14 protein-coding genes are annotated in these 20,605 nt (G+C 63.4%); 5 read left to right on the top strand and 9 right to left on the bottom strand.

All coding sequences use genetic code 11. From position 1 onward, the window contains the following. Positions 1–465: 465 nt before the first annotated feature. A complete protein-coding gene (locus tag XB14_RS08020; RefSeq protein WP_077961101.1) occupies positions 466–7,038 on the top strand; it encodes a kinesin in 6,573 nt (2,190 codons plus the stop codon). 305 nt (positions 7,039–7,343) lie between these two features. On the opposite strand, the gene XB14_RS08015 is transcribed toward XB14_RS08020, so the two are convergent. Then, the gene (locus XB14_RS08015) at positions 7,344–7,727 is read right to left on the bottom strand and encodes a hypothetical protein (protein WP_077961100.1); all 384 of its coding nucleotides are present in this window, start codon (positions 7,725–7,727) and stop codon (positions 7,344–7,346) included. Between the two features lie 231 nt (positions 7,728–7,958). Here XB14_RS08015 and XB14_RS08010 point away from each other — a divergent pair, with 231 nt between their 5' ends. Continuing rightward, entirely contained in the window at positions 7,959–9,110 is a 1,152-nt protein-coding gene (locus tag XB14_RS08010) for a S41 family peptidase (protein ID WP_077961099.1), read from the top strand. Positions 9,111–9,234: 124 nt separating this feature from the next. Here the strand turns inward: XB14_RS08010 and XB14_RS08005 are convergent, their stop codons facing one another. From XB14_RS08005 to XB14_RS07985, 5 genes are all read right to left on the bottom strand, one after another. After that, positions 9,235–10,104, bottom strand: a complete 870-nt coding sequence (locus tag XB14_RS08005) for a cytochrome c1 (protein ID WP_077961098.1) — start codon at positions 10,102–10,104, stop codon at positions 9,235–9,237. A 32-nt stretch (positions 10,105–10,136) separates the two neighbouring features. Next, a complete protein-coding gene (locus XB14_RS08000) occupies positions 10,137–11,417 on the bottom strand; it encodes a cytochrome b (protein ID WP_077961097.1) in 1,281 nt (426 codons plus the stop codon). Between the two features lie 14 nt (positions 11,418–11,431). Further along, complete coding sequence (petA, locus tag XB14_RS07995; protein ID WP_034794992.1) at positions 11,432–12,010, bottom strand: ubiquinol-cytochrome c reductase iron-sulfur subunit; 579 nt, start codon at positions 12,008–12,010, stop codon at positions 11,432–11,434. 367 nt (positions 12,011–12,377) lie between these two features. After that, on the bottom strand, positions 12,378–14,243 hold the full coding sequence (locus XB14_RS07990; protein ID WP_077961096.1) for an ABC transporter ATP-binding protein: 1,866 nt from the start codon (positions 14,241–14,243) through the stop codon (positions 12,378–12,380). Positions 14,244–14,363: 120 nt separating this feature from the next. Beyond that, positions 14,364–16,217 carry an ABC transporter ATP-binding protein gene (locus XB14_RS07985; RefSeq protein ID WP_077961095.1) on the bottom strand — a complete coding sequence of 618 codons (1,854 nt, stop codon included), beginning with the start codon at positions 16,215–16,217 and terminating at the stop codon, positions 14,364–14,366. Positions 16,218–16,630: 413 nt separating this feature from the next. On the opposite strand from XB14_RS07985, the gene XB14_RS07980 reads away from it, so the two are divergent. Then, positions 16,631–17,203, top strand: coding sequence for a GNAT family N-acetyltransferase (locus XB14_RS07980; protein WP_077961094.1), 573 nt, complete (start codon positions 16,631–16,633; stop codon positions 17,201–17,203). Positions 17,204–17,209: 6 nt separating this feature from the next. After that, positions 17,210–17,671 (top strand): tRNA (cytidine(34)-2'-O)-methyltransferase, encoded by a 462-nt coding sequence (locus XB14_RS07975; RefSeq protein WP_077961093.1) that lies wholly within the window; start codon positions 17,210–17,212, stop codon positions 17,669–17,671. A 74-nt stretch (positions 17,672–17,745) separates the two neighbouring features. Here XB14_RS07975 and XB14_RS07970 read toward each other — a convergent pair whose 3' ends face one another. After that, a complete protein-coding gene (locus XB14_RS07970) occupies positions 17,746–18,321 on the bottom strand; it encodes an NADPH-dependent FMN reductase (protein ID WP_077961092.1) in 576 nt (191 codons plus the stop codon). A gap of 77 nt (positions 18,322–18,398) precedes the next feature. Here XB14_RS07970 and soxR point away from each other — a divergent pair, with 77 nt between their 5' ends. Further along, positions 18,399–18,869 carry a redox-sensitive transcriptional activator SoxR gene (gene soxR / locus XB14_RS07965; protein WP_077961091.1) on the top strand — a complete coding sequence of 157 codons (471 nt, stop codon included), beginning with the start codon at positions 18,399–18,401 and terminating at the stop codon, positions 18,867–18,869. 22 nt (positions 18,870–18,891) lie between these two features. On the opposite strand, the gene XB14_RS07960 is transcribed toward soxR, so the two are convergent. Together XB14_RS07960 and XB14_RS07955 are read right to left on the bottom strand one after the other, a co-directional pair. Continuing rightward, positions 18,892–20,079 carry an MFS transporter gene (locus XB14_RS07960; protein WP_077961090.1) on the bottom strand — a complete coding sequence of 396 codons (1,188 nt, stop codon included), beginning with the start codon at positions 20,077–20,079 and terminating at the stop codon, positions 18,892–18,894. Between the two features lie 141 nt (positions 20,080–20,220). Continuing rightward, complete coding sequence (locus tag XB14_RS07955; RefSeq protein ID WP_077961089.1) at positions 20,221–20,481, bottom strand: hypothetical protein; 261 nt, start codon at positions 20,479–20,481, stop codon at positions 20,221–20,223. Positions 20,482–20,605: the final 124 nt, after the last annotated feature.

Here is a 20,605-nt window from a genome sequence, read left to right as displayed (position 1 = left end):
CCGCACTATCAAGACTTCCATCTTCGGCGGGCCGCGGCACCTATTGGCTTAAAACCGGGCGCAATATAGGCAGGATTCTGGGGAAATGGTTAACGTCCGTTAAACTCCCTGATTTCCTTATCTTTTCGGGCTTTTAGGCCCCTATCCCATTAAGATTTCATTAGGATTTTAATCAACCCCGAGCGCTCTTAATTGTAAGAACCCAGCTAATGTGTCACTACGATACGCTTAGGAACGGCCCCGCGTACGAAAATGGCAACCGTTCCGGTGGATAAGCTCGACGCGTGGTCCCTTTCGGCCACAAATGCGACTATCCGTCGAGGCAATGCAGTGGGTGATCAGTAGGGTATTGCGTAGATCCGATGCGCGTATCTTGCCGTCACCGCCCATGAGGAAGACGCCCTGCCCGGTTCGGGCCAAAGGCTGGTTTCCCATTCTGGGCAAAAGGTAATGAGGCGTATCCCTATGGCGACGAAAAAGAGCAATGAGTCGATCGACGAAAAGGCGTTCCAGGCTCTGGAAGCGGCCCTGAAGATTGATTTCGACGAGCTTGCATCGAGCCCGAATGACAAGACTTCCTTGGATGATCCGGAGGAAAATGTGTCTCAGCCCACCAATCAGGCGGCGACGCCCGATCAGAACAAGAAAGCACGGCCTCAGCCGGAACAGTCCCGCGGGGCACGTGCTGCAGAAGCGGCCAAGACGCTCGCTCCGGAACCTGCGCCCAAGTCCCCGTCCCTTTCCGCCGCCAACGACGATGGCCGCCGTTCGCCGGCTGCGATGCTGCGCGCGCTCGACGTGCGCTCCAATCGCGCCGCGATCCGCGTTGCTGCGCTGGTGTCGGTCGTCTGGGCAGTCGCCGGCCTTGGCGTCGCCAACCTTCTTTACGGGCCGCAGATCTGGCAGATCCGCTCGCTGAGCGACCTCGCCGCCACCCCTGGCGCCGTCGGCGTCGCGATCGGCATCGTGCTGCCGATCATGCTGTTCTTCTCCTTCGCCATCATGATCGCCCGCGCGCAGGAACTGCGCAACGCCGCGCGCTCGATGGCGGAAGTCGCACTCCGCCTTGCCGAGCCGGAAACGGCTGCTGCCGATCGCGTCATGACCGTTGGTCAGGCTGTCCGCCGCGAAGTTTCGGCGATGAACGAAGGCATCGAGCGCACCATTGCCCGCGCCACCGAACTCGAAACGCTCGTGCATTCCGAGGTCAACGCCCTTGAACGCAGCTACAGCGAGAACGAGCTGCGCGTGCGCACGCTGGTGCAGGAACTCGGCCTTGAGCGCGAAGCCATCATTGGCCATTCCGAGCGCATCCGCTCGGCAATTTCAGGTGCCCATGGCAAGCTGAAGGACGATCTGGAACAGGCGAGCGAAGACATCGCCTCGCGCATCGCGATCTCGGGCGAAGCCTTTGCCTCGCTGATCGACACCCGCGCCGCCGCCCTCAGCGAGAAGTCCGACGGCGCGCTGCAGTCGATCGGCACGATGCTGACGACCCGCACCGATGCGCTGCTCTCAGGCCTCACCGCAGCCGGCCTTGGCCTCAGCACCGAATTCGACACCCGGCTCGACCAACTGAGCGACACGCTGACGAAGCGCGGCGAGGATCTGCTCAGCCAGTTCGAAACGCGCGCCTCCTCGCTCGATGCCAGCACCGAGAAGCTGAATGCGGCGCTCAACGAACGTGCGCGCCAGCTTAACGAAACGCTGATCGCCCGCACCCGCGACCTCAACGAGAGCCTCAGCGTCGGCCAGCAGGCGATCACCGGTGGCCTCGACCACGTGCTCGCTTCCCTCAACGCCACGCTCGACGAAAAGGGCGCGAGCTTCCGCCAGAGCCTGCGCTCCAGCGCCGACGACGCGATCATGGACCTCGACCTGCGCGGCGGCTTCTTCGAAGAAAAGCTGCAGACGACGGTCGGTCATCTGGCAACGGCCTTCGATGAGCGCTTCCACGAGTTTGCCTCCGCCTTCGACAAGCGCGCGAGCCTGCTCGACACCAAGCTCATGGAAAGCCTGCACCGGATCAACGAGACCGTCTCGGGCGGCTCGGAAGCGATCGGCGGCGCGCTCGACAGCAGCATCGAGAAGATCGGCTCTGCGCTCTCCGATCAGTCGCTGACGCTTGCGACCACGCTCGGCGCGACCCAGGACTTTATCGAGGAAACGATCGCGAGCCGCACCACCGAGCTCGGCACCATGATCGGCGATGCGCACAGCCGCATCGACGCTGTGCTCTCGGAAAAGACCAGCGGCCTCATGGGCGCCCTCACCCAGGCTCAGGACCGCATCGAGAACGGCTTCGGCCAGCGTGCGGACGCACTTTCGACCGCACTGACGACGAGCGAACAGCGCCTGACCGAAGGTCTCGACAGCCGCACCGCCGCCTTCGTCGACGGATTGCAGGCCGCGCATGCCCGCATCGAGCAGACGCTCAGCGGTTCGACTGACGAGATCACCAGCGCGATCGCCGCCAGCCAGCACCGTCTCGACAACACCCTGTCGGAACGCACGCTCGCGCTTTCGACCATCCTCTCCATGGGCGCGGATTCGATCGACAACGCCGTCAGCGGCACGGCCGACCGGCTGGAGCGCGTACTTTCCGAACGCGGCGAAGCGATCTCCGATGCGCTCACCAGCCAGACGTCGGCGCTTGACGGCGTGCTCGCCGAGCGCGCCGCCGCGATCACCTCGACTATGTCGTCGCGCGCCAACGAGATGGCCAACACGCTGAGCCGTCACGCCGAAGACGTGGCCGACAGCCTGACCTTCCGGGCAACCGCCGTGGCCGAAACCATGACCGATCGCGTCGGCGACATTGAGCAGAAGCTGTCCGAGAGCGTCAACACGATTGCCGAAAACCTCGGCGGCCGCGTCAGCCTGATTTCGGACACCCTTACCCAGACGAGCGCCCGCATTGCCGAGGACCTGAGCGGCCGTGTCAGCAAGATATCCGACACGCTGACCGAGACCAGCGCGCACATCGCCGATGCTCTGACGGCACGCACCACCGAAGCGACCGCGTCGCTCGCCGGCAAGGCCGCTGAAATCGAGGAGACGCTGAGCGGCCGGGCCGAACACCTGCGCGACACCCTGTCGTCGACGCACGAACAGATCCGCGTCACGCTCGACGACCGCATCAACGCCATCAACCTTGCCGTCGGCCAGGGCCGCGACCAGCTCGAAGGCATGCTTGCCGATCAGTCGACGGCGATCGCCACGACGCTCGCCACCAGCGCCAGCATGCTGGAAATGTCGCTCGAAGAGCGCCAGTCGGCACTCGCCGGCGTCATCGACCGCAGCGGCGAAGCGCTCGACAGCCGCATGCGCTCGACCACGGGCCATATTGCCGAGCGTCTGGCCGAAACCGCCACCCAGATCAGCCTGGCGGCCGACAGCCTCACCAACCGCGTCGACATGTCGATCAACGGCATCAACGACCGGCTCGATGATACCGGCCTGCGTGTCGAGACGAGCCTTGGCGCTCTTGAAGAACGCATGCGCGAAAGCGCCGGCAACATCGGCTCGATCGTCGATGAAACGGGCATGCATATTGAAACCCGCGTCGGCGTGCTGGAAGACCGCATTCGTGGCACCGTCGGCAATGTCGGCGCAGTGGTCGACGACACCGGCGCACGGATCGAAAGCAACCTCGGCGCGCTCGAAAACCGCATTCGCGGCAGCGTCACCAATGTCGGCTCCGTCGTCGACGACGCGGCAGCCCGCGTCGAAGGTGGCCTCAACGCGCTTGAAGACCGGATCCGCGGCAGTGTCAGCAGCGTCGGCTCGATCGTCGGCGAAACCGGCACGCTCATCGAAAACAGCCTCGGCGTCCTTCAGGACCGCATTCGCGGCAGCGTCAGCGACGTCAACACGCTGGTCGATGATACCGGCCTGCGTCTGGAAGTCAGCCTCAGCTCGCTCGAAGACCGGGTTCGCGACAGCGTCGGCAGCGTCAGTGACATCGTCAATGGCGCCGGACAGCGCATCGCCGACAGCCTCGGCGAACGGGCTGGCGACATCGATCGCATGAGCGAAATGGCGGCGACCCGGATCTCCGGCGCCATCGAGTCTGGTGCGGAACGCATCGCCGAGCGTCTCGGCACGATGGATCGTGCCCTCAACATCGGCCTCGACAACGTCAATCGCACCATCGAGGGCAAGGCGGCCGTTCTGGTCAGCAGCCTGCGTGGCGCTGTCAGCGAAGCAACGCAGGATCTGGACGCCGAGGCCGCCCGCCTCGAAGGCAAGACGTCCGATATCGTCGGTCACCTGCGCAGCGCGTTTGGCGGCGTGGCGGAAGAGTTCGGCTCGGAAGCCGTGCGCATCGAGGACAAGGCTGCGGGCCTCGTCAACACGCTTCGCAACGCCGTTGGCGATGTCGCGCAGGAATTCGACGCTGAAGCCGTGCGCATCGAAGACAAGGCCGCTGGCCTCGTGAGCAGCCTTCGTGGCGCAATCAACGATGCCGCCCAGGATATCGACGCGGAAGCCGTCCGCTCGGCTGGGCTTCTGTCGAAGGCCGGCGACGACTTCGCCTCCGCACTTGCCGCTCGCCAGGCGGATTTCGCCAACACGATCGACCAGACGGCAGCCGCCACGGCCACCCGTCACGCCGAGCTTGCCAACTCGATCGAGCAGAAGGCGGCAGCCACCGCAGCCCGTCACGCCGAACTCGCCCGCTCGATCGCCGATGCGGCGGATACGGCGTCCGCCCGGCTGGCCGCGACGCACAGCCAGATCGCCAACCATGCCGACAGCATCCACCAGGGCCTCACCAATACCGAGAAGGCACTGGAAGCCCGTGGCGACGCGATCCGCAACACGCTCGACGAGCGCACCCGCGAACTCAACTCGATGCTCGCCGGCCGTTCGATGGAGCTGTCGCGCCTGATCGACGAGCAGGCACGCCCGGTCATCGACCAGTATGCCGCGACCGGCCGCGAGGCAGCCGAACGCATCGCCGCCGTGACCCAGGAAAGCGCCGACCGCCTGCGTGCGGAAAACGCCGCTCTGGTCAACGCTATCGCCGAGCGCACGGGCGAGACGCTGAACGCGATCTCCTACCGCGCCGAAGAGACGGCAAAGGCGATGAAGATGGTCGAAAACCGTCTGCAGTCGACCGCCATGGGCCTGATCGACCAGCTCGCCAATAACAATGCGGCCATCGCCACGGTCATCGACCAGGCGAGCAGCAACCTCGGCGAAATGGACCAGCGTCTGGAATCGACGATTGCCCGCGTATCGGAATCGACCCGCCAGGCCTCCGACATGCTGTCGACTTCCACCCGCCTCATCGAAGGCAAGGTCGACAAGCTCTCGGATATCTCGGCCTCGACGCTGTCGCAGATCGGCGGCATCGTCGGCCGCTTCGAGGACCACTCGCGGGTGCTCGGCCAGGCCTCGGACCTGCTCGGCGCCGCCCAGTCGAACCTCGTCAGCACGCTCGAGGAGCGCCAGGATGCCCTTCGCACCCTGTCGGTCGGCCTCGTGCAGCGCTCGGAAGAAATCGAACGCACGATGCGTGCGCTCGAGGGCTTCGTCGACGGCGCCTTCCAACGCGCCGAAGAGCGTTCGGGTCTCGTTGCCGGCAACCTGCGCAGCGGCATCCAGCAGTCCTTCTCGGATGTCGGTCGTCTTCTGACCAGCGCCGAACAGCGCGCGGCAGAAGCGGCAGAAGCGATGCGCAACACGCTGGCCCAGGCCGGTGACGAAGCCGGTGCCTCGGTGGAGCAGGTCTTCAGCCGCGCCGAGGAGCGTTCGCGCCAGATCGCCAATACGCTTCGTTCCGGTGTCGAGACCTCGTTTGCGGACGTGAACAAGACACTCTCCTCGGTCGAAGGCCGTGCGCTCGGCGCATCGGAAGCCCTTCGCCAGGCGATCGCCAAGGTCGGCGAAGACGCCGGCGCGTCGATCGAGGGCGCCTTTGCCAATGCCGAGGAGCGCTCCAAGGAAGTCGCCTCGCGTCTGCGCGGCAGCGTTGCGGCCTCCGTGTCCGACATCGAGCGCATGCTTGCCGAGAGCGGCAAGAAGTCCGATGGCGTTGCAGACCAGCTTCGTGACGCCGTTCGCGTGGCGATCGACGAGGCGATCGGCCGCTTCAGCGGTGCTACCGACGAGATCCGTCGCTCGGCCGGCGAGATCCGCAAGGAACTCGACATGACCCGCGAAGAGCTGAAGCGCGGCGCCTTCGACCTGCCGGAAGAAGCCAAGGAAAATGCGGCTGTCATGCGCCGCGCCGTCGGCGAGCAGATCAAGGCGCTGCAGGAACTGTCCGACATCATCGGCAAGTCCTCGACGCAGCTCGAAGTGGCCCAGCCGCTGCGCCAGCAGCCGGCCGCCGCTCCGGTCGCCCGTCCGGTGCAGCAGCAACAGCCAGCGCCGCAGCCGCAGCCGGCCGCCCAGGTGACGCAGCAGCCCCTCGTCCAGCAGCCCGTCGCCCAGCAGCCCGTCGTCGAGCAGCCACGCCGCCAGGAGCCGGCTCCGGCGCTGCGCGGCAGCCTCGGCATCGAACAGCCTGCCGTTCGCCAACCGGCGCCGTCGCAGGCGGTCAGCAACGAGGTCGCCGAAGGCGGCGGCTGGATGCGGGATCTGCTGCGTGCGGCCTCGCGCGAGGAAGCACCCTCGCCGGCACCCCAGCGCCCGGCCGAGGCCCAGCCGACGGCCCGCACCGGCGACAGCCGCAACCCGCGCCACGTGGTTGAATCGCTGAACTCGCTTTCGGTCGATATCGCCCGCGCCATCGATCACGATGCCTCGGTCGAGCTGTGGCGCCGCTACCAGCGCGGCGAGCGCGACGTGTTCACCCGTCGCCTCTACACGCTGAAGGGCCAGCAGACCTTCGACGAGATCAAGCGCAAGTACGACCGCGAACCGGAATTCCGCACCGCCGTCGACCGCTACATCGCCGATTTCGAGAAGCTGCTTGCCGACGTTGCCCGCAACGACCCGGACAAGCGCATCACTCAGACCTACCTGACGTCGGATACCGGCAAGGTCTACACGATGCTCGCCCACGCCGCCGGCCGCTTCAGCTAACCGGCTTCGAAGAAGCAAAAAGAAAACGGCCCCGTCTTGCGATGGGGCCGTTTTCGTTTGCGGGATATCAGGGAAGAAAAGCGACCGATCGCTTCCGATCCGCACAGCGACGCGATCGAACCGCCAGCAGGTACGGCGAAGGTGCGCCGAAATTGTCGGGGCGATCTACCGCGCGACGCCTAGCCGGCGGCCCACGCTGTCTTCACTTCAAAGGCCCAGCGGAAGCTGTAGTGCTTCGAACTTCACAATGCTTTCCGGTTCCGGCCGCCTACGGTTCCGGGAATCGCGCGGCAGGCCGAGCCGGTTCAGCGCAGCGGCGAGCAACCGCCCACGTGAGCGGCCTTGACGCGACCGGCCTGAAGATCCTTCAAATAGGGCTTGTCCGGGTCCGGCCCGCCGAGCATGCCGTCATAGGTCGCACGGTCGATCTTGAGCATTCGGCCGCTTGAGGTGAAGCTCACCATCTCCTTCTTGCTGACGTAGGCCGAGGCGACATTCATCCGGCAGAAGAACTTCTTCTCGCCGTTGCCAACGACCCAACCCCAGGCGCCGGATTTGCCTCTGGAAAGCTTGCCGGTGGCATAGCCCTGGTTGGTGAGCGTGGAATAACTTTCCGCCTGGGCAATGCCCGGAACGAAGGCAAGACCAATCGCTGCGGCCGTCGCCAGCCGCCTGAATAAAATAGACATCGGATATCAATCCCCTGAATGTACTAGTGACGCGCCCTTTTACGCGTGCGCGCGCCAAGCACAACTTTAATATGAAAAATTGCTTAACACGCGCGAGCGCTTTTCGAACGGCCCGCCCTGTGGCTGCCATCCACAAAGCGCTGGCGTCGGGAACAGGACCGGCCGCGACTGTTGCGCAGCGACTGGCCATGGCAAGCTTCTCCGAGAATCAGTGACTGGCGGAGACAGGTGGTGAACGTATCCGACATCATGCGAACACTTGTTCCGGCACGGATACACACGGCAGTAAGACTGTGCTTTGCGCATTGCGAGAGCATTTCCGCCTTCGATGACCTCTTCGGCGCTTACCTGGCCGAAATCGTGGGTCTTGGGGATCGGCGCGAATTTGATCTGGCGACCATGCGATTGGTAGCAGCACTGCGCAATGGACACACCGCGTTTGATGACGAATGGCTGTGGCGCAGCCACGGAGCATGTCTCGGCATTGCAGTCCACGACCTCTCTGAGGGCTGGACAGTTCTCCGCTCCGCTCAGCCCTCGGTACCGATTGGGACAAGGATCGTCGAGATCGACGATCAGCCTGTAGAAGATTTCGTGGCCGCGAAGCAGCCGTATCTTTCTGCGTCCAGTGGCCGCGCCGCGCGCGCAAACCTGTTTCGGCGCCCCTACCTGTTCCCGGACAGTGTCTCGCTTCAGTTATCGGACGGAAAACGGGCCAGTATCCGAAAGGGCGAGTTCGTCTTGCCGCAGAGCACTCCAGCGACGGCGCTGAAGCTGGTTACCGGCATTCCGGTCCTGAAAATTCCGAGTTTCGAGGCCGACGAGCTCGAAGCAACTGCCGTCCACTTTGTCGATCAGGTGCAGCACCGGCCGGCGCTCATCGTCGATCTCCGCGGGAACGGCGGCGGAAACACACCGTTCAAGCTCTTGGCGCGACTGATGGACAGACCTTATCGCACCTGGAAGGCGACCACGCCAAGACACACTGGGCTCGAAATCGCCAGGGGCATGGCGAGCACCCAGATCACCGTTCCCTCGGAGACGATCGAGCCAATTCGTGACCACTACACGGGCCGCATCGTTCTGTTGGCGGATCGCGACACGGGATCGGCCGCAGAAGATTTCCTGATGCCGTTTAAGGACAACGGACGCGGGATGATCGTTGGCGAGACGACAATGGGATCGAGCGGCCAACCGTTTTTTCAGGACCTCGGAGCCGGCATGCGTCTCTGGGTCGGTGCCAAACGGCAGTACTTTCCGGATGGGACCGAATTCGAAGGCGTAGGCATTGTCCCTGACGTGCCGATGGCGATGACGACGCACGACATCGAATCCGGCCGCGACCGTTTCCTGGAAAAGGCCATCGCACTCGCCTCCGGATGACGGCCGTTTCATACAGAACGTCAACCTGCGACGACTGGTCCGCTATCCTGAAACGACAAAGGCCCCGGACGAACCGGGGCCTTCGTTTTGGTATTGATCAGCGCCGGCTCAAGCCGACCGGCGATCAATGTTCCTTGTTGGCGTAGACCGACTTCTTCGTGAGGTAGATCAGGCCGGTGAAGATCAGCAGGAACACCATGACCATGAAGCCGGTGCGCTTGCGATCTTCGAGGTGCGGCTCGGCTGCCCACATCAGGAAGGCCGAAACGTCCTTGGCGTACTGGTCGACGGTCTGCGGCGTGCCATCGTCATAGGTGACCTGGTCGGCGGAGATCGGCTGGGCCATCGCCAGAGCGGCGGCGTTCGCGAAGTACGGGTTGTAGTGCGTGCCTTCGGCGACTTCCACGCCCTGCGGCGGGTCCTGGTAGCCGGTCAGCAGCGCGTGGATGTAGTCCGGGCCACCTTCCTGGTAGGGCCAGAACATGTCGAAGATGAACTGCGGGAAACCGCGCTCGATGCCGCGCGCCTTGGCGATCAGCGAGAAGTCCGGCGGAGCTGCACCGTTGTTCGATGCGGCAGCGGCTTCCTTGTTGGCGTAAGGCGACGGGAAGTGATCCGAGGCAACGGCCTTGCGGGTGAACATCTCGCCGTCGGCGTTCGGGCCGTCCTGGACTTCGTAGTTCGCCGCGAAGGCCTTCACCTGCGCGTCCGAGTAGCCGAGGCCCTCGAGCGTGCGGAAGGCCACCAGTTCCATCGAGTGGCAGGCCGAACAGACTTCGGTGTAGACCTTCAGGCCGCGCTGCAGCTGGCCCTTGTCGTAGTGACCGAAGGGACCGGCAAAGCTCCAGCCCTGCTGTTCCGGCTTGTGGATCGGGTAGTGGGGCGTACCGCCGCCATGCTCCTCGCCGCCTGCAGCCTCTTCGGCAACAGCCGCACCGAGACCGAGACCAGCGACGACAGCGAGTGACAGAATGCCTGTAACAAGCTTTTTCATTGTTGTGGGTTCCTTATCAATCGCTGTTCTGATCAGGCGCGTACGGCAGCCGGCTGCGCCTTGCCATTCTTCTTTTCCAAGACCGCTTCGGTGATGGAATTCGGAATGCGCTTCGGCGTTTCGATCAGGCCGAGAACCGGCATGATGACGAGGAAGAAGCCGAAGTAGTACAGCGTACCGATCTGCGACATCACGACGTACAGGCCTTCCGCCGGACGCGAGCCGAGCCAGCCGAGCAGGATGGAGTTGGCGACGAAGATCCAGAAGAACAGCTTGTACCACGGACGGTAGACGGCCGAGCGAACCTTGGACGTATCGAGCCAGGGCAGGAAGAACAGGATGATGATCGAGCCGAACATCACCAGAACGCCGCCGAGCTTGGAGTCGATCGGGCCGATGTTGAAGGTGATGGCGCGCAGCATCGCGTAGAACGGCAGGTAGTACCATTCCGGAACGATGTGAGCAGGCGTCTTCAGGGCGTCAGCCGGAATGTAGTTGTCCGGATGGCCGAGGAAGTTCGGCTGATAGAAGACGAACCAGGCATAGATGATCAGGAAGACGGAAACGCCGAGCGCATCCTTCAGCGTCGCATAGGGCGTGAAGGGAACGGTGTCGGTCTTGGACTTCACTTCAACGCCGGTCGGGTTGGTCTGGCCGGTGACATGCAGGGCCCAGACGTGCAGGACGACGACGCCCGCGATCATGAAGGGCAGCAGGTAGTGCAGCGAGAAGAAGCGGTTCAGCGTCGGCTGGTCGACGGCGAAGCCACCGAGCAGGAACTGCTGGATCCACTCACCCACCAACGGGAAGGCGGTGAAGAAGCCGGTGATAACGGTCGCGCCCCAGAAGGACATCTGACCCCAGGGCAGAACGTAGCCCATGAAGCCGGTCGCCATCATCAGGAGATAGATGACCACGCCGAGGATCCAGAGGATTTCGCGCGGAGCCTTGTAGGAGCCGTAGTAGAGACCACGGGCGATGTGCAGGTAGACCGCGATGAAGAAGAAGGATGCGCCGTTGGCGTGCATGTAGCGCAGCAGCCAGCCGTGGTTGACGTCGCGCATGATCTTTTCGACCGAGTTGAAGGCGACGGACGTTTCAGCGGCGTAGTGCATCGCAAGCACGATACCGGTCAGGATCTGCACGACCAGCATGACCGAAAGCATCGCACCGAAGGTGTAGGCGTAGTTCAGGTTCCGGGGAACCGGATAGCTGATGAAGCTATCGTGAACGAGACGCGGCAACGGCAGACGGGAATCAACCCATTTCTCAATGCCAGTCGTCGGCGTGTAGGTTGAATGTTCAGCACTCATTATCAGTAGTCCCCTCAACCGATCTTGATAACTGTGTCGGATACGAACGAGAAGGTCGGCACGTGAAGGTTCTCCGGCGCCGGACCCTTACGGATGCGGCCGGCCGTATCGTAGTGCGAACCGTGGCAGGGACAGAACCAGCCACCGAAATCACCGGCCTGGCCAAGCGGCACGCAGCCGAGATGGGTGCAGGAACCGATCATGACGATCCAGTTCTCCTTGCCTTCGCCGGCGGAGCGATCGAGGTCGCTCGCGCTCGCGTCGGCCGGAAGGTTGGCGTTGCGCGCAACCTGGTCCTTCAGCTCGTCGAGCTTGACGGCCTTTGCCTCCTCGACTTCCTTCTCTGTACGGTTGCGGATGAAGATCGGCTTGCCGCGCCATTTCGCCGTCAGCGACATGCCGGGCTGCAGGCTCGAAACGTCAACCTCGATCGAGGCGAGCGCGAGCGTGGACGCATCCGGACGCATCTGATCGATGAAGGGCCAGGCGACGGCACCAGCGCCGACGACGCCTGCCATGCCGGTGGCCAGATAAAGGAAATCGCGGCGTGTGGGCTCGCCCAAGGCCTCGCTTGAAGTGTCGTGTTCGCTCACGGCTAAACCATCCTCTCACGCAATATTGCGGAAACCGCATCCGCCCCCGGCGAAATTCCTGCCCCTTGCGACTTGATACAGGTCAAGGAACCACGCCCTATTCATAGTGCTGATGCTCCGTCGCCCCGCAGTTGCAAAGCGACACCGGCACCAGAATCCGGAAAAACTCTGCGAGCACACGGCCCGCAGAATCCCCGTCAATCCGGCGCGTTCTATGCTTGATCGCAAATTATGTCCAGCCTTGACAAGGGGATGTGGGCAGATTGTCGCGGGGAAAAGCGCGGCCAATTGGCACAAGGACTTGACGGCCATCAGTTAGGCGAAATTTGTGCCCGCCGGGCGGGCGCGAAGGTGCCCTTGAAGCGCCCTACTCCGCCGCCTCTTCCCGCGCCAGAAAACCGCCGGACTGGCGGGACCAGAGCCCGGCGTAAAGACCGCCGCGGGCAACGAGTTCGGTGTGCGTGCCCTCTTCGACGATCCGGCCCTTGTCCATGACGACAAGCCGGTCGAGCGCCGCGATCGTCGACAGACGGTGTGCAATCGCGAGCACCGTCTTGCCCTGCATCAGCCGGTCGAGATTGGACTGGATCGCCGCTTCCACTTCGGAGTCGAGCGCCGAGGTCGCCTCGTCGAGCACGAGAATCGGCGCATCCTTCAGCATCACCCGGGCAATGGCAATGCGCTGCCGCTGGCCACCCGAAAGCTTGACGCCGCGCTCGCCGACATGGGCGTCGAGCCCCTTGCGGCCGCGCTGGTCCTCAAGGTCGACGATGAAGTCATAGGCTTCGGCTTTCCGTGCGGCGGCAATCAGTTGCTCCTCGTCTGCGTCCGGTCGGCCGAAGAGGATGTTGTCGCGGATCGAGCGGTGCAGGAGCGAGGTATCCTGGCTGACCATGCCGACCTGCGCACGCAGCGATTCCTGCCTGACGGTAGCAATGTCCTGGCCGTCGATCAGGATGCGCCCGCTTTCAAGATCGTAGAAGCGCAGCAAGAGGTTGACGAGCGTCGACTTGCCGGCGCCGGAGCGGCCGACGATTCCCACCTTCTCGCCCGGGCGCACCACGAGCGAGAAATCGTCGATGACGCTCTCCCCCGTGCCGTAGTGGAAGCGCACATGTTCGAAGCGGATTTCCGGCTTGCTCACGGCAAGTTCCGTCGCATCGGGCCGGTCCACGAGGCCGATCGGTTGCGAAACCAGTTCGGCCGAATTCTGGATCGTGCCGATGTTGCGCATGATCGAGTTGAACTGCGTCATCATGCGGCCGAGCAGCATGTTGAGCCTGAGCACCAGCGCCAGCGTAAAGGCGACGGCACCGGAACTGATCGAGCCCGCGAGCCAGAGGTGGATGGCATAGACGGCGATCGCCGTGATCATCAGGCCCGAAAGCAGTGCCAGCGAAGCGCGCACCGCCGTCAGCAGCCGCGTGAACGGGATTACTGCGCGCTGGAACCTGTCAAAGCCGGAGCGGATGTAGCGGTCGTTCTCCTCGTCGCGTCCGAAGAGCTTCAAGGTCTGGATGTTGGAATAGGCATCGACCATGCGGCCGTTCAGCATCGAGGCCATTTCGGCCGTGTCGCGCGCGTGCTTGCGGATGCGCGGGACGAAATAGCGCGCCAGCGACAGGAAGACGACGATCCAGAATCCGACCATCGCCGCCAGACGCCAATCGAGCTGCGCCACCAGCGCCATGGTCGAGGCCGTGTAGATGACGATGAACCACACGACCTGCAGCAGCGAAACGATGAGGTCGCTCGTCGCCTGCGCCCCGGACCAGACCTTGGTGACGATCCGCCCGGAAAAGTCGTTCTGGAAGAAGGTCAGGGACTGGCGCGCGACGTGCACATAGGACTGCCAGCGCACCAGGTTGAGAAACCCTGTCGTGATCGATTGCTCCTCGACAAGGGCTGCCAGCGACACCGCCACGAAGCGGAATACCAGCACGGTCAGGAGCATGAAGAGCAGCTCCGGCCCGTTGACCGCGATCAGGCCGTTCCAGCCGGCCTCGGGCTTCACGGTGTCGAGCACATCGACAAGCCTGCCGACGAAGTAGAAGAGCCCCGCCTCCAGCATGGCGACGAGCCCGCCGAGCACGGCCATCGCAATGAACGGCCCCTTGGCCTGGCTCGCATAGAACCAGGCGAAGCCTGAGAGCGATTGCGGCGGCTGCAGGCGCTCGCGCGGCGCGAAAGGCTTGATCCAGTTCTCGAAGAGGCTGACGATGGCGCTGAGCATGGTTCCGATATAGGCGGTTCGGCGGGAACAGCAATCGGTTTCGACACAATTGCAGATTACAAATGCGTAACGTCTAACAAAGAGGCCCGCCGCTCTTTCGAACGGCGGGCCTTTGGTTGCTTACTCCGCGGCGTCTTCCTTCTCGACGTCGTCGGCGATGAAACCACCCGACTGGCGCGACCAGAGGTCGGCGTAAAGCCCGCCATGGGCAACGAGTTCGGCATGCGAGCCCGTTTCCACGATGCGGCCCGCTTCGAGGATCACCAGCCGGTCCATCTCCGTCAGCGTCGACAGGCGGTGGGCGATGGCGATCACCGTCTTGCCCGCCATCAGCGCGAACAGGTTTTCCTGGATCGCCTGTTCGACTTCGGAGTCGAGCGCCGAGGTCGCCTCGTCGAGGATCAGGATCGGCGCGTCCTTCAGAAACACACGCGCGATCGCGATACGCTGACGCTGGCCACCGGACAGCTTGACGCCGCGTTCGCCGACCTGGGCATCCAGGCCCTTGCGACCCTGGTTGTCTTCGAGCCCCTGGACGAAGTCCCAGGCGTTCGCCTTCTTGGCCGCGGCGATGATCGCCTCGTCGTCCGCTTCCGGATGGCCATAGGCGATGTTGTCGCGAATGGAGCGGTGAAGCAGCGAGGTATCCTGCGTCACGACGCCGATCTGCGAGCGCAGGCTGTCCTGGGTGACGGTGGAAATATCCTTGCCGTCGATGCGGATCGCGCCGTCCTCCAGGTCGTAGAAGCGCAGCAGCAGGTTCATCAGCGTCGTCTTGCCCGCACCCGACCGGCCGACGAGGCCGATCTTCTCGCCCGGCTTGATGTCAAGCGACAGGTGATCGATGACGCCCTTGGCCTTGCCGTAGTGGAAGCGGATGTTGTCGAAGGCGATTGCCCCCTTGTCCGCTGTCAGCGCCTTGGCATCCGGCTCGTCGACGATGTCGTGCGCCTTGGTCATCATGCCGATGCCGTCATAGACCGTGCCGATGTTTTCAAACAGCGCAGAGACTTCCCACATGATCCATTGCGACATGCCGTTGATGCGCATTGCGAGACCAACGGCGATCGCAATCGCGCCGACCGAGATCGCGCTCGTCAGCCAGAGGTGAATGCCAAGTGCGGCAATGGCAAAGAGCGCGATGGAGTTGTTGGCATAGACCAGGATATGGAACAGCGTCACCTTGCGCATCTGCCGATGCACGGTGTTCAGGAAGCCGTCCATGCCGTCGCGTGCATAGCCTTCCTCGCGGCCGGCATGCGAGAACAGTTTGACCGTGCCGATATTGGTGTAGCTGTCGACGATCCGGCCGGTCATCATCGAACGCGCGTCCGCCTGCTCCTTGGAGATCTTCTGCAGCCGCGGCACAAAGTAGCTGACGATGCAGATATAGATCGCCAGCCAGATGGCAAGCGGGATGACGAGCCGCCAGTCGGCGGTGGCGACGACGGCAAGCATGGTGACGAAATAGCTGACGACGTAGACGAAGACATCGAGGATCTTCATCACCGTTTCGCGCACCGCAAGCGAGGTCTGCATCACCTTCGTCGCCACGCGTCCGGCGAATTCGTTGGCAAAGAAGGTCATGCTCTGGCGCAGCAGGTAGCGGTGCATCTGCCAGCGGGCGATCATCGGGTAATTGCCGAGCAGCACCTGGTGCATGATCAGCGAATCGATCGCCACAAGACCTGGCAGGCCGATAAGGACGAGCGCGCCCATCCAGAACAACCGGCCGCCTTCGGCCGCGAGGAACGTATTGCGGTTGGCACTCGACAGCCAGTCGACCATGTTGCCGAGGAACTGGAACAGCGCCACTTCGCCGATGGCGATCAGCGCCGTGCAGACGGACATGATGACGAGCCACGGCGCAGCCGGCTTGGAATAGTGCCAGCAGAAGCCGAACAGGGTCTTCGGAGGGACCGTCGGCTCCTCCGCGGGATAGGGATTGAGGCGGGATTCAAACCAGCCAAACATTGCATTGCTCCTTCAGAGTATTTTGAAGGAAAGCGGGATTTCGCCCCGCATTCTTATGATGAAAAGGTCAGTCCGGAAATGCAGCCCGAAAGAGGGCTTCGTCTTCCGGAGTCCCGGAAGCGCGTCGATCTCGGTTAAAAGATAGGTCGCGGAACCGGTCAGGCCAAACGGTGGCCCACTACTCCTGGAAGGCGTGTCAACATCAATACAGTCATGTTTGCCTCCGTCGGTTCGCGTTGAAGAGGCTCGATCTCTACCCTTATTCGCGCCGCCATGCCAGATTGTCGCAGGCTGTTTCATGCACATTTTTTCATCGTTCGCGCATCTGTTGCCGTTTCGGCACAGATTAGCACCAGCAAAATCAGCGACCGCAATTCCAGGAAACGTCCAGCCTTTCCCAGTGGAGAACACGTATGAATGTTTCATCGGATACGCCTCCTGACCTTCACGGTATCGGCTTCGTCCTTCGGCGTCCCCGCGACGGTGATGCCGAATCGCGCCTGAGGCTCGGCCGCCATCCGGAAATCTACCGGATGTTCGGTGCGGGCAGGTCGCTTCCCGGTCTCTTCAGTCACGGCGAGGCAACCTCCTGGGTTGCCCGCATCGCCGGACATCCGGCGGCCTGGATCATCGACCAGGGCGGTCTCATCGGCGAAGTCAGGCTCGACAGTATCAATCATCAGGACCGCCGCGCGAGCTTCGCCATCGGCATCTTCGATCCGCAGCTCCTCGGCAAGGGGCTTGGCACGGCGGTCACCAAGCGGGTATTGGCCTATGCCTTCGATGAGCTTGCCCTCCACCGGGTCTCCTTGAGGGTGCTCGCCTTCAACGAGCGGGCGATCGCCGCCTACCGCAAGTCCGGCTTCTCCATCGAGGGGCGCGAACGCGAGTCGGCCCTGATCGACGGCGAGTGGCATGACGACATCATGATGGGCATCCTGGCCGCGGAATTCGACGCGCGCCGTGATGCCCCCGGAAACGAGTGACCTGACGTGAGCAACCTGCGCATCGCCCTCTACCAGCCCGACATTCCCGGCAACACCGGTACGATCCTGCGCATGGCCGCCTGCCTCGGACTTGGCGTCGACGTGATCGAGCCGGCCGGCTTCGACCTTTCCGACCGCAACCTGAAGCGCGCCGGCATGGACTACATCGCTTCGGTGGCGCTCACCCGCCACGTCAACTGGGAGCGCTTCGAAGAATGGCGTGCGGAAAGCGGCCGGCGCCTGGTGCTCGCCTCCACCAGGGCCGCCCTGCCCTATACCCGTTTTGACTTCCGTCCCGACGACATCCTGCTCTTCGGACGGGAGAGCGCCGGCGTGCCCGATCACGTGCACGAACACGCCGACGGCCGCATCCTCATTCCGATGGCCGAGGGCCAGCGCTCGCTCAACATCGCGATCTCCGCCGCGATGATCGCCGGCGAAGCGATCCGGCAGGTTTCGCCGGTCTGATGCTGTCTCCATAGCCGTCTCCTTGGCGGCAGGCCGAGCGTCGGAATGTCCGACGACGGCCCTCGTGCCCGACGTCACGCCGCAACTTCGTTGTATGGCCTGCTCTTGCGCGCCTGCTTCAGCACGCGCGCCCACCAGGTCAGCCGATCCATCATCAGGAACAGCGGCGCGCGCAGTTCCTCGGGCTTGTAGAGGTTGCCGGCAGCGTCGAACTTCGACCATGCCTTCGGGAAGGTCACCCCGTCGCGCAGCGTCACGGTGTGCAGCTCTCCAAAGACCTGGCGCAATTGCTCGACGGCGCGAATGCCGCCCGAGGCGCCGCCATAGGAGACGAAGGCAACGGGCTTGGCATGCCAGGGCTCGTAGACCGAATCGATCAGTTCCTTCAGCGCCGCCGGATAGCCGTGATTGTATTCGGGCGTGACGATGATGAAGGCATCGGCCTCGGCGATCTTGCGCTCCAGCCATTCGCCGGGATTGACCGCCGCGCCAAGACCGCGGGAGGTTCTGAGCCGCGCCGGATCGATGATCGTCAGGGTGAAGGTCTCGGAAGCCGAAAGCTCCCGGATCAGCCAGTTGGCGACCGTATCGCAGAAGCGACCCTGGCGCGCGCTGCCATAGATTACGGCAAGGGTCATTTTCTCAGTCATGGGGGTCAGGCTCCTGTTGTCTGGATCATGGAGCCAATGCTATAAAACCTCAACAATAGTTGAGGTCAATAGCTCCCATGACGATCGTGAAGAATACCGAACTGCGCCGTGAACTGACCGTAGGCGAAGTGGCAGAGCGCAGCGGCGTCGCCGTCTCCACCCTGCACTTCTACGAGACCAAGGGACTGATCCGCAGCAACCGCACCCGCGGCAACCAGCGCCGCTACCCGCGCGGCGTGCTCCGGCGCGTCGCGGTGATCAAGGTGGCGCAGCGCACGGGCATTCCATTGTCGGAAATCCAGGACGCTTTGTCTGTCCTGCCGGACGATCGTCCGCTGACGGTCGAGGATTGGGGCAGATTGTCCGAAAGCTGGCGCGAACAGCTGAACGAACGCATCACCAGCCTGATGGCCTTGCGCGACCACCTGACGAGTTGCATCGGCTGCGGCTGCCTGTCCTTGCGCGAATGTCCGCTGCGCAATCCGCATGACGTGCTGTCGATGGAGGGCGCCGGTCCACGACTGATGGATGAAGACAGCCGCCCTTGAGAAAGAGCCGCGACCACGCGAGCTACGACAGCGTTTCGTTCTTCGGCCTGAGCCGCGTGAGCGCGACCATGCTTGCGAGCGTCCCGAGCGAAAACAGGATCGCGATGACCAGCGCCCACCGATTGCCGGCAGAGCCAAGCACATAGGAGAAGAAGGGCGCTGCGACGGCAAAGGCCAGATTGAGCGGCAGGCCGAGCCGGGCCATGACCGAGGCATAGTCTCCGGCCGAAAAGAACACGAGGGGCATGGTCGCACGGCTAACCGACATGGCGCCGCTCGACAGCCCATAGAGAAGCAGGAAAAGGACGATCGACCATTCGCTGCCGTTGCCGGCGATCAGCGCAATCAGTGCCAGTGGCATGATGATCGCAGCGACGAGGCCCGTTGAAAGCCCGTCCCAGCGATTGCCGCCGAGGAAATCGAAGAGCCGCGCCGAAAGCTGCACGACGCCGATCGCCGATCCAAAGCCGACCGCCAGATGTTCGGGCACGGAGAAGCTGCGAAAGAGATCAATCGCCACCAATTGAAAGCCCCAGGTATTGAAGCCGTTGAGCGCGACGGCGATCGTGATCAGCACGGCAACACGTCGGGACGGTGTGGCAATCGCGCCAGTCTGATCGGCCCGCGCACTGCCCGTCGCCGTCTTGCCCTGTGATGCACGCGGCAGCGCGAGCAGATGCAACGGCGCGCAGACGAGCAGCATCGCGCAGCCATAGGCAAACAGCGTTGGGCGCCAGCCGAGCAGCGATTGCAGGAGGACCGTAACCGGCCAGGAGATGCTCGGTGCCAGAGCCATCGCCAGCATCTGCGCTCCGATTGCCCGCCGTGCGCCGGCGCCAGCGATCTCGCTCAGAAAGATATGCGCCGATGTCGTCAGCGTCGCCGCCCCTGCGACGCCGAGGATTGCCCAAGCAGGAAAGTATGTGATCGCCCCCGTGGAGATGGAAAGAAGCCAAAGTCCCGGTGCGGCCAATGTCGAGCCCGCCGTCAGTATCAACCGTGCGCCGTAACGCCCGTAGAGCGGCGCCAGGAGCGGCGACGCCAGCGCCATCGCGACCAGCATGACGGTCGGGCCGAGATAGACGGTCGAGGGGCTGAGCGCGAGATCGCGCGCCATATGCGCGGCCGTCACCGAGACAGCCATGAACATTACGCCCCAGGCGATGATCTGGGTGACAGAGAGAACGGCAACGGAGCGAAGGACGGGCATGAAAGGGCCGAAGGGAAAGAGGGACGCGGCGCCCCTCCTTCTAGCTCTGCGGTTGTGACACTGTTGCGACCGCAGGTCGACAGATCGGGGGATTTGCAAGGACGTTAGGCTGCTGCACCGTCACCACCAGGGCGCCTGTGGTCAATCCGCGCTCGGCAGGCGGCGCATGGTAAACTCGATCTCGTCGCCGTCGAGCTGCCGCCAGCTTTCCACTTCGGTCCAGTAGGCGGCCTTGGGCCAGGTGTCGAACCATTCCCGGGCTTTCGCGCGGGCGGCACTGCGATCGAGCCGAAAGGTTTCCCGCACGAAAAGGCCGTCGCCTCGTGTCGGATTGTCCCGGCGGTGCCGGGCGATCTGCCGTCGCAATCCATCCAGCGGCGGGCCTGCAGGTATTCTTGCCATGGGCTATACCTCTGGCTTGTAAGATAGGGGCGCAACCTCGCCTTTGCCAGAGCTTTGTGCGGTTTGGTCGGGACCGAAGCGCCAGCCGCGACAGAGTGGCCAAGGCGCTGGACCGCCGTTGCCA

This window comes from Ensifer adhaerens (assembly GCF_002007205.1).
Taxonomy (GTDB): Bacteria; Pseudomonadota; Alphaproteobacteria; order Rhizobiales; family Rhizobiaceae; genus Ensifer; species Ensifer adhaerens_D.
This window is presented reverse-complemented; position numbering and strand designations above follow the sequence as displayed.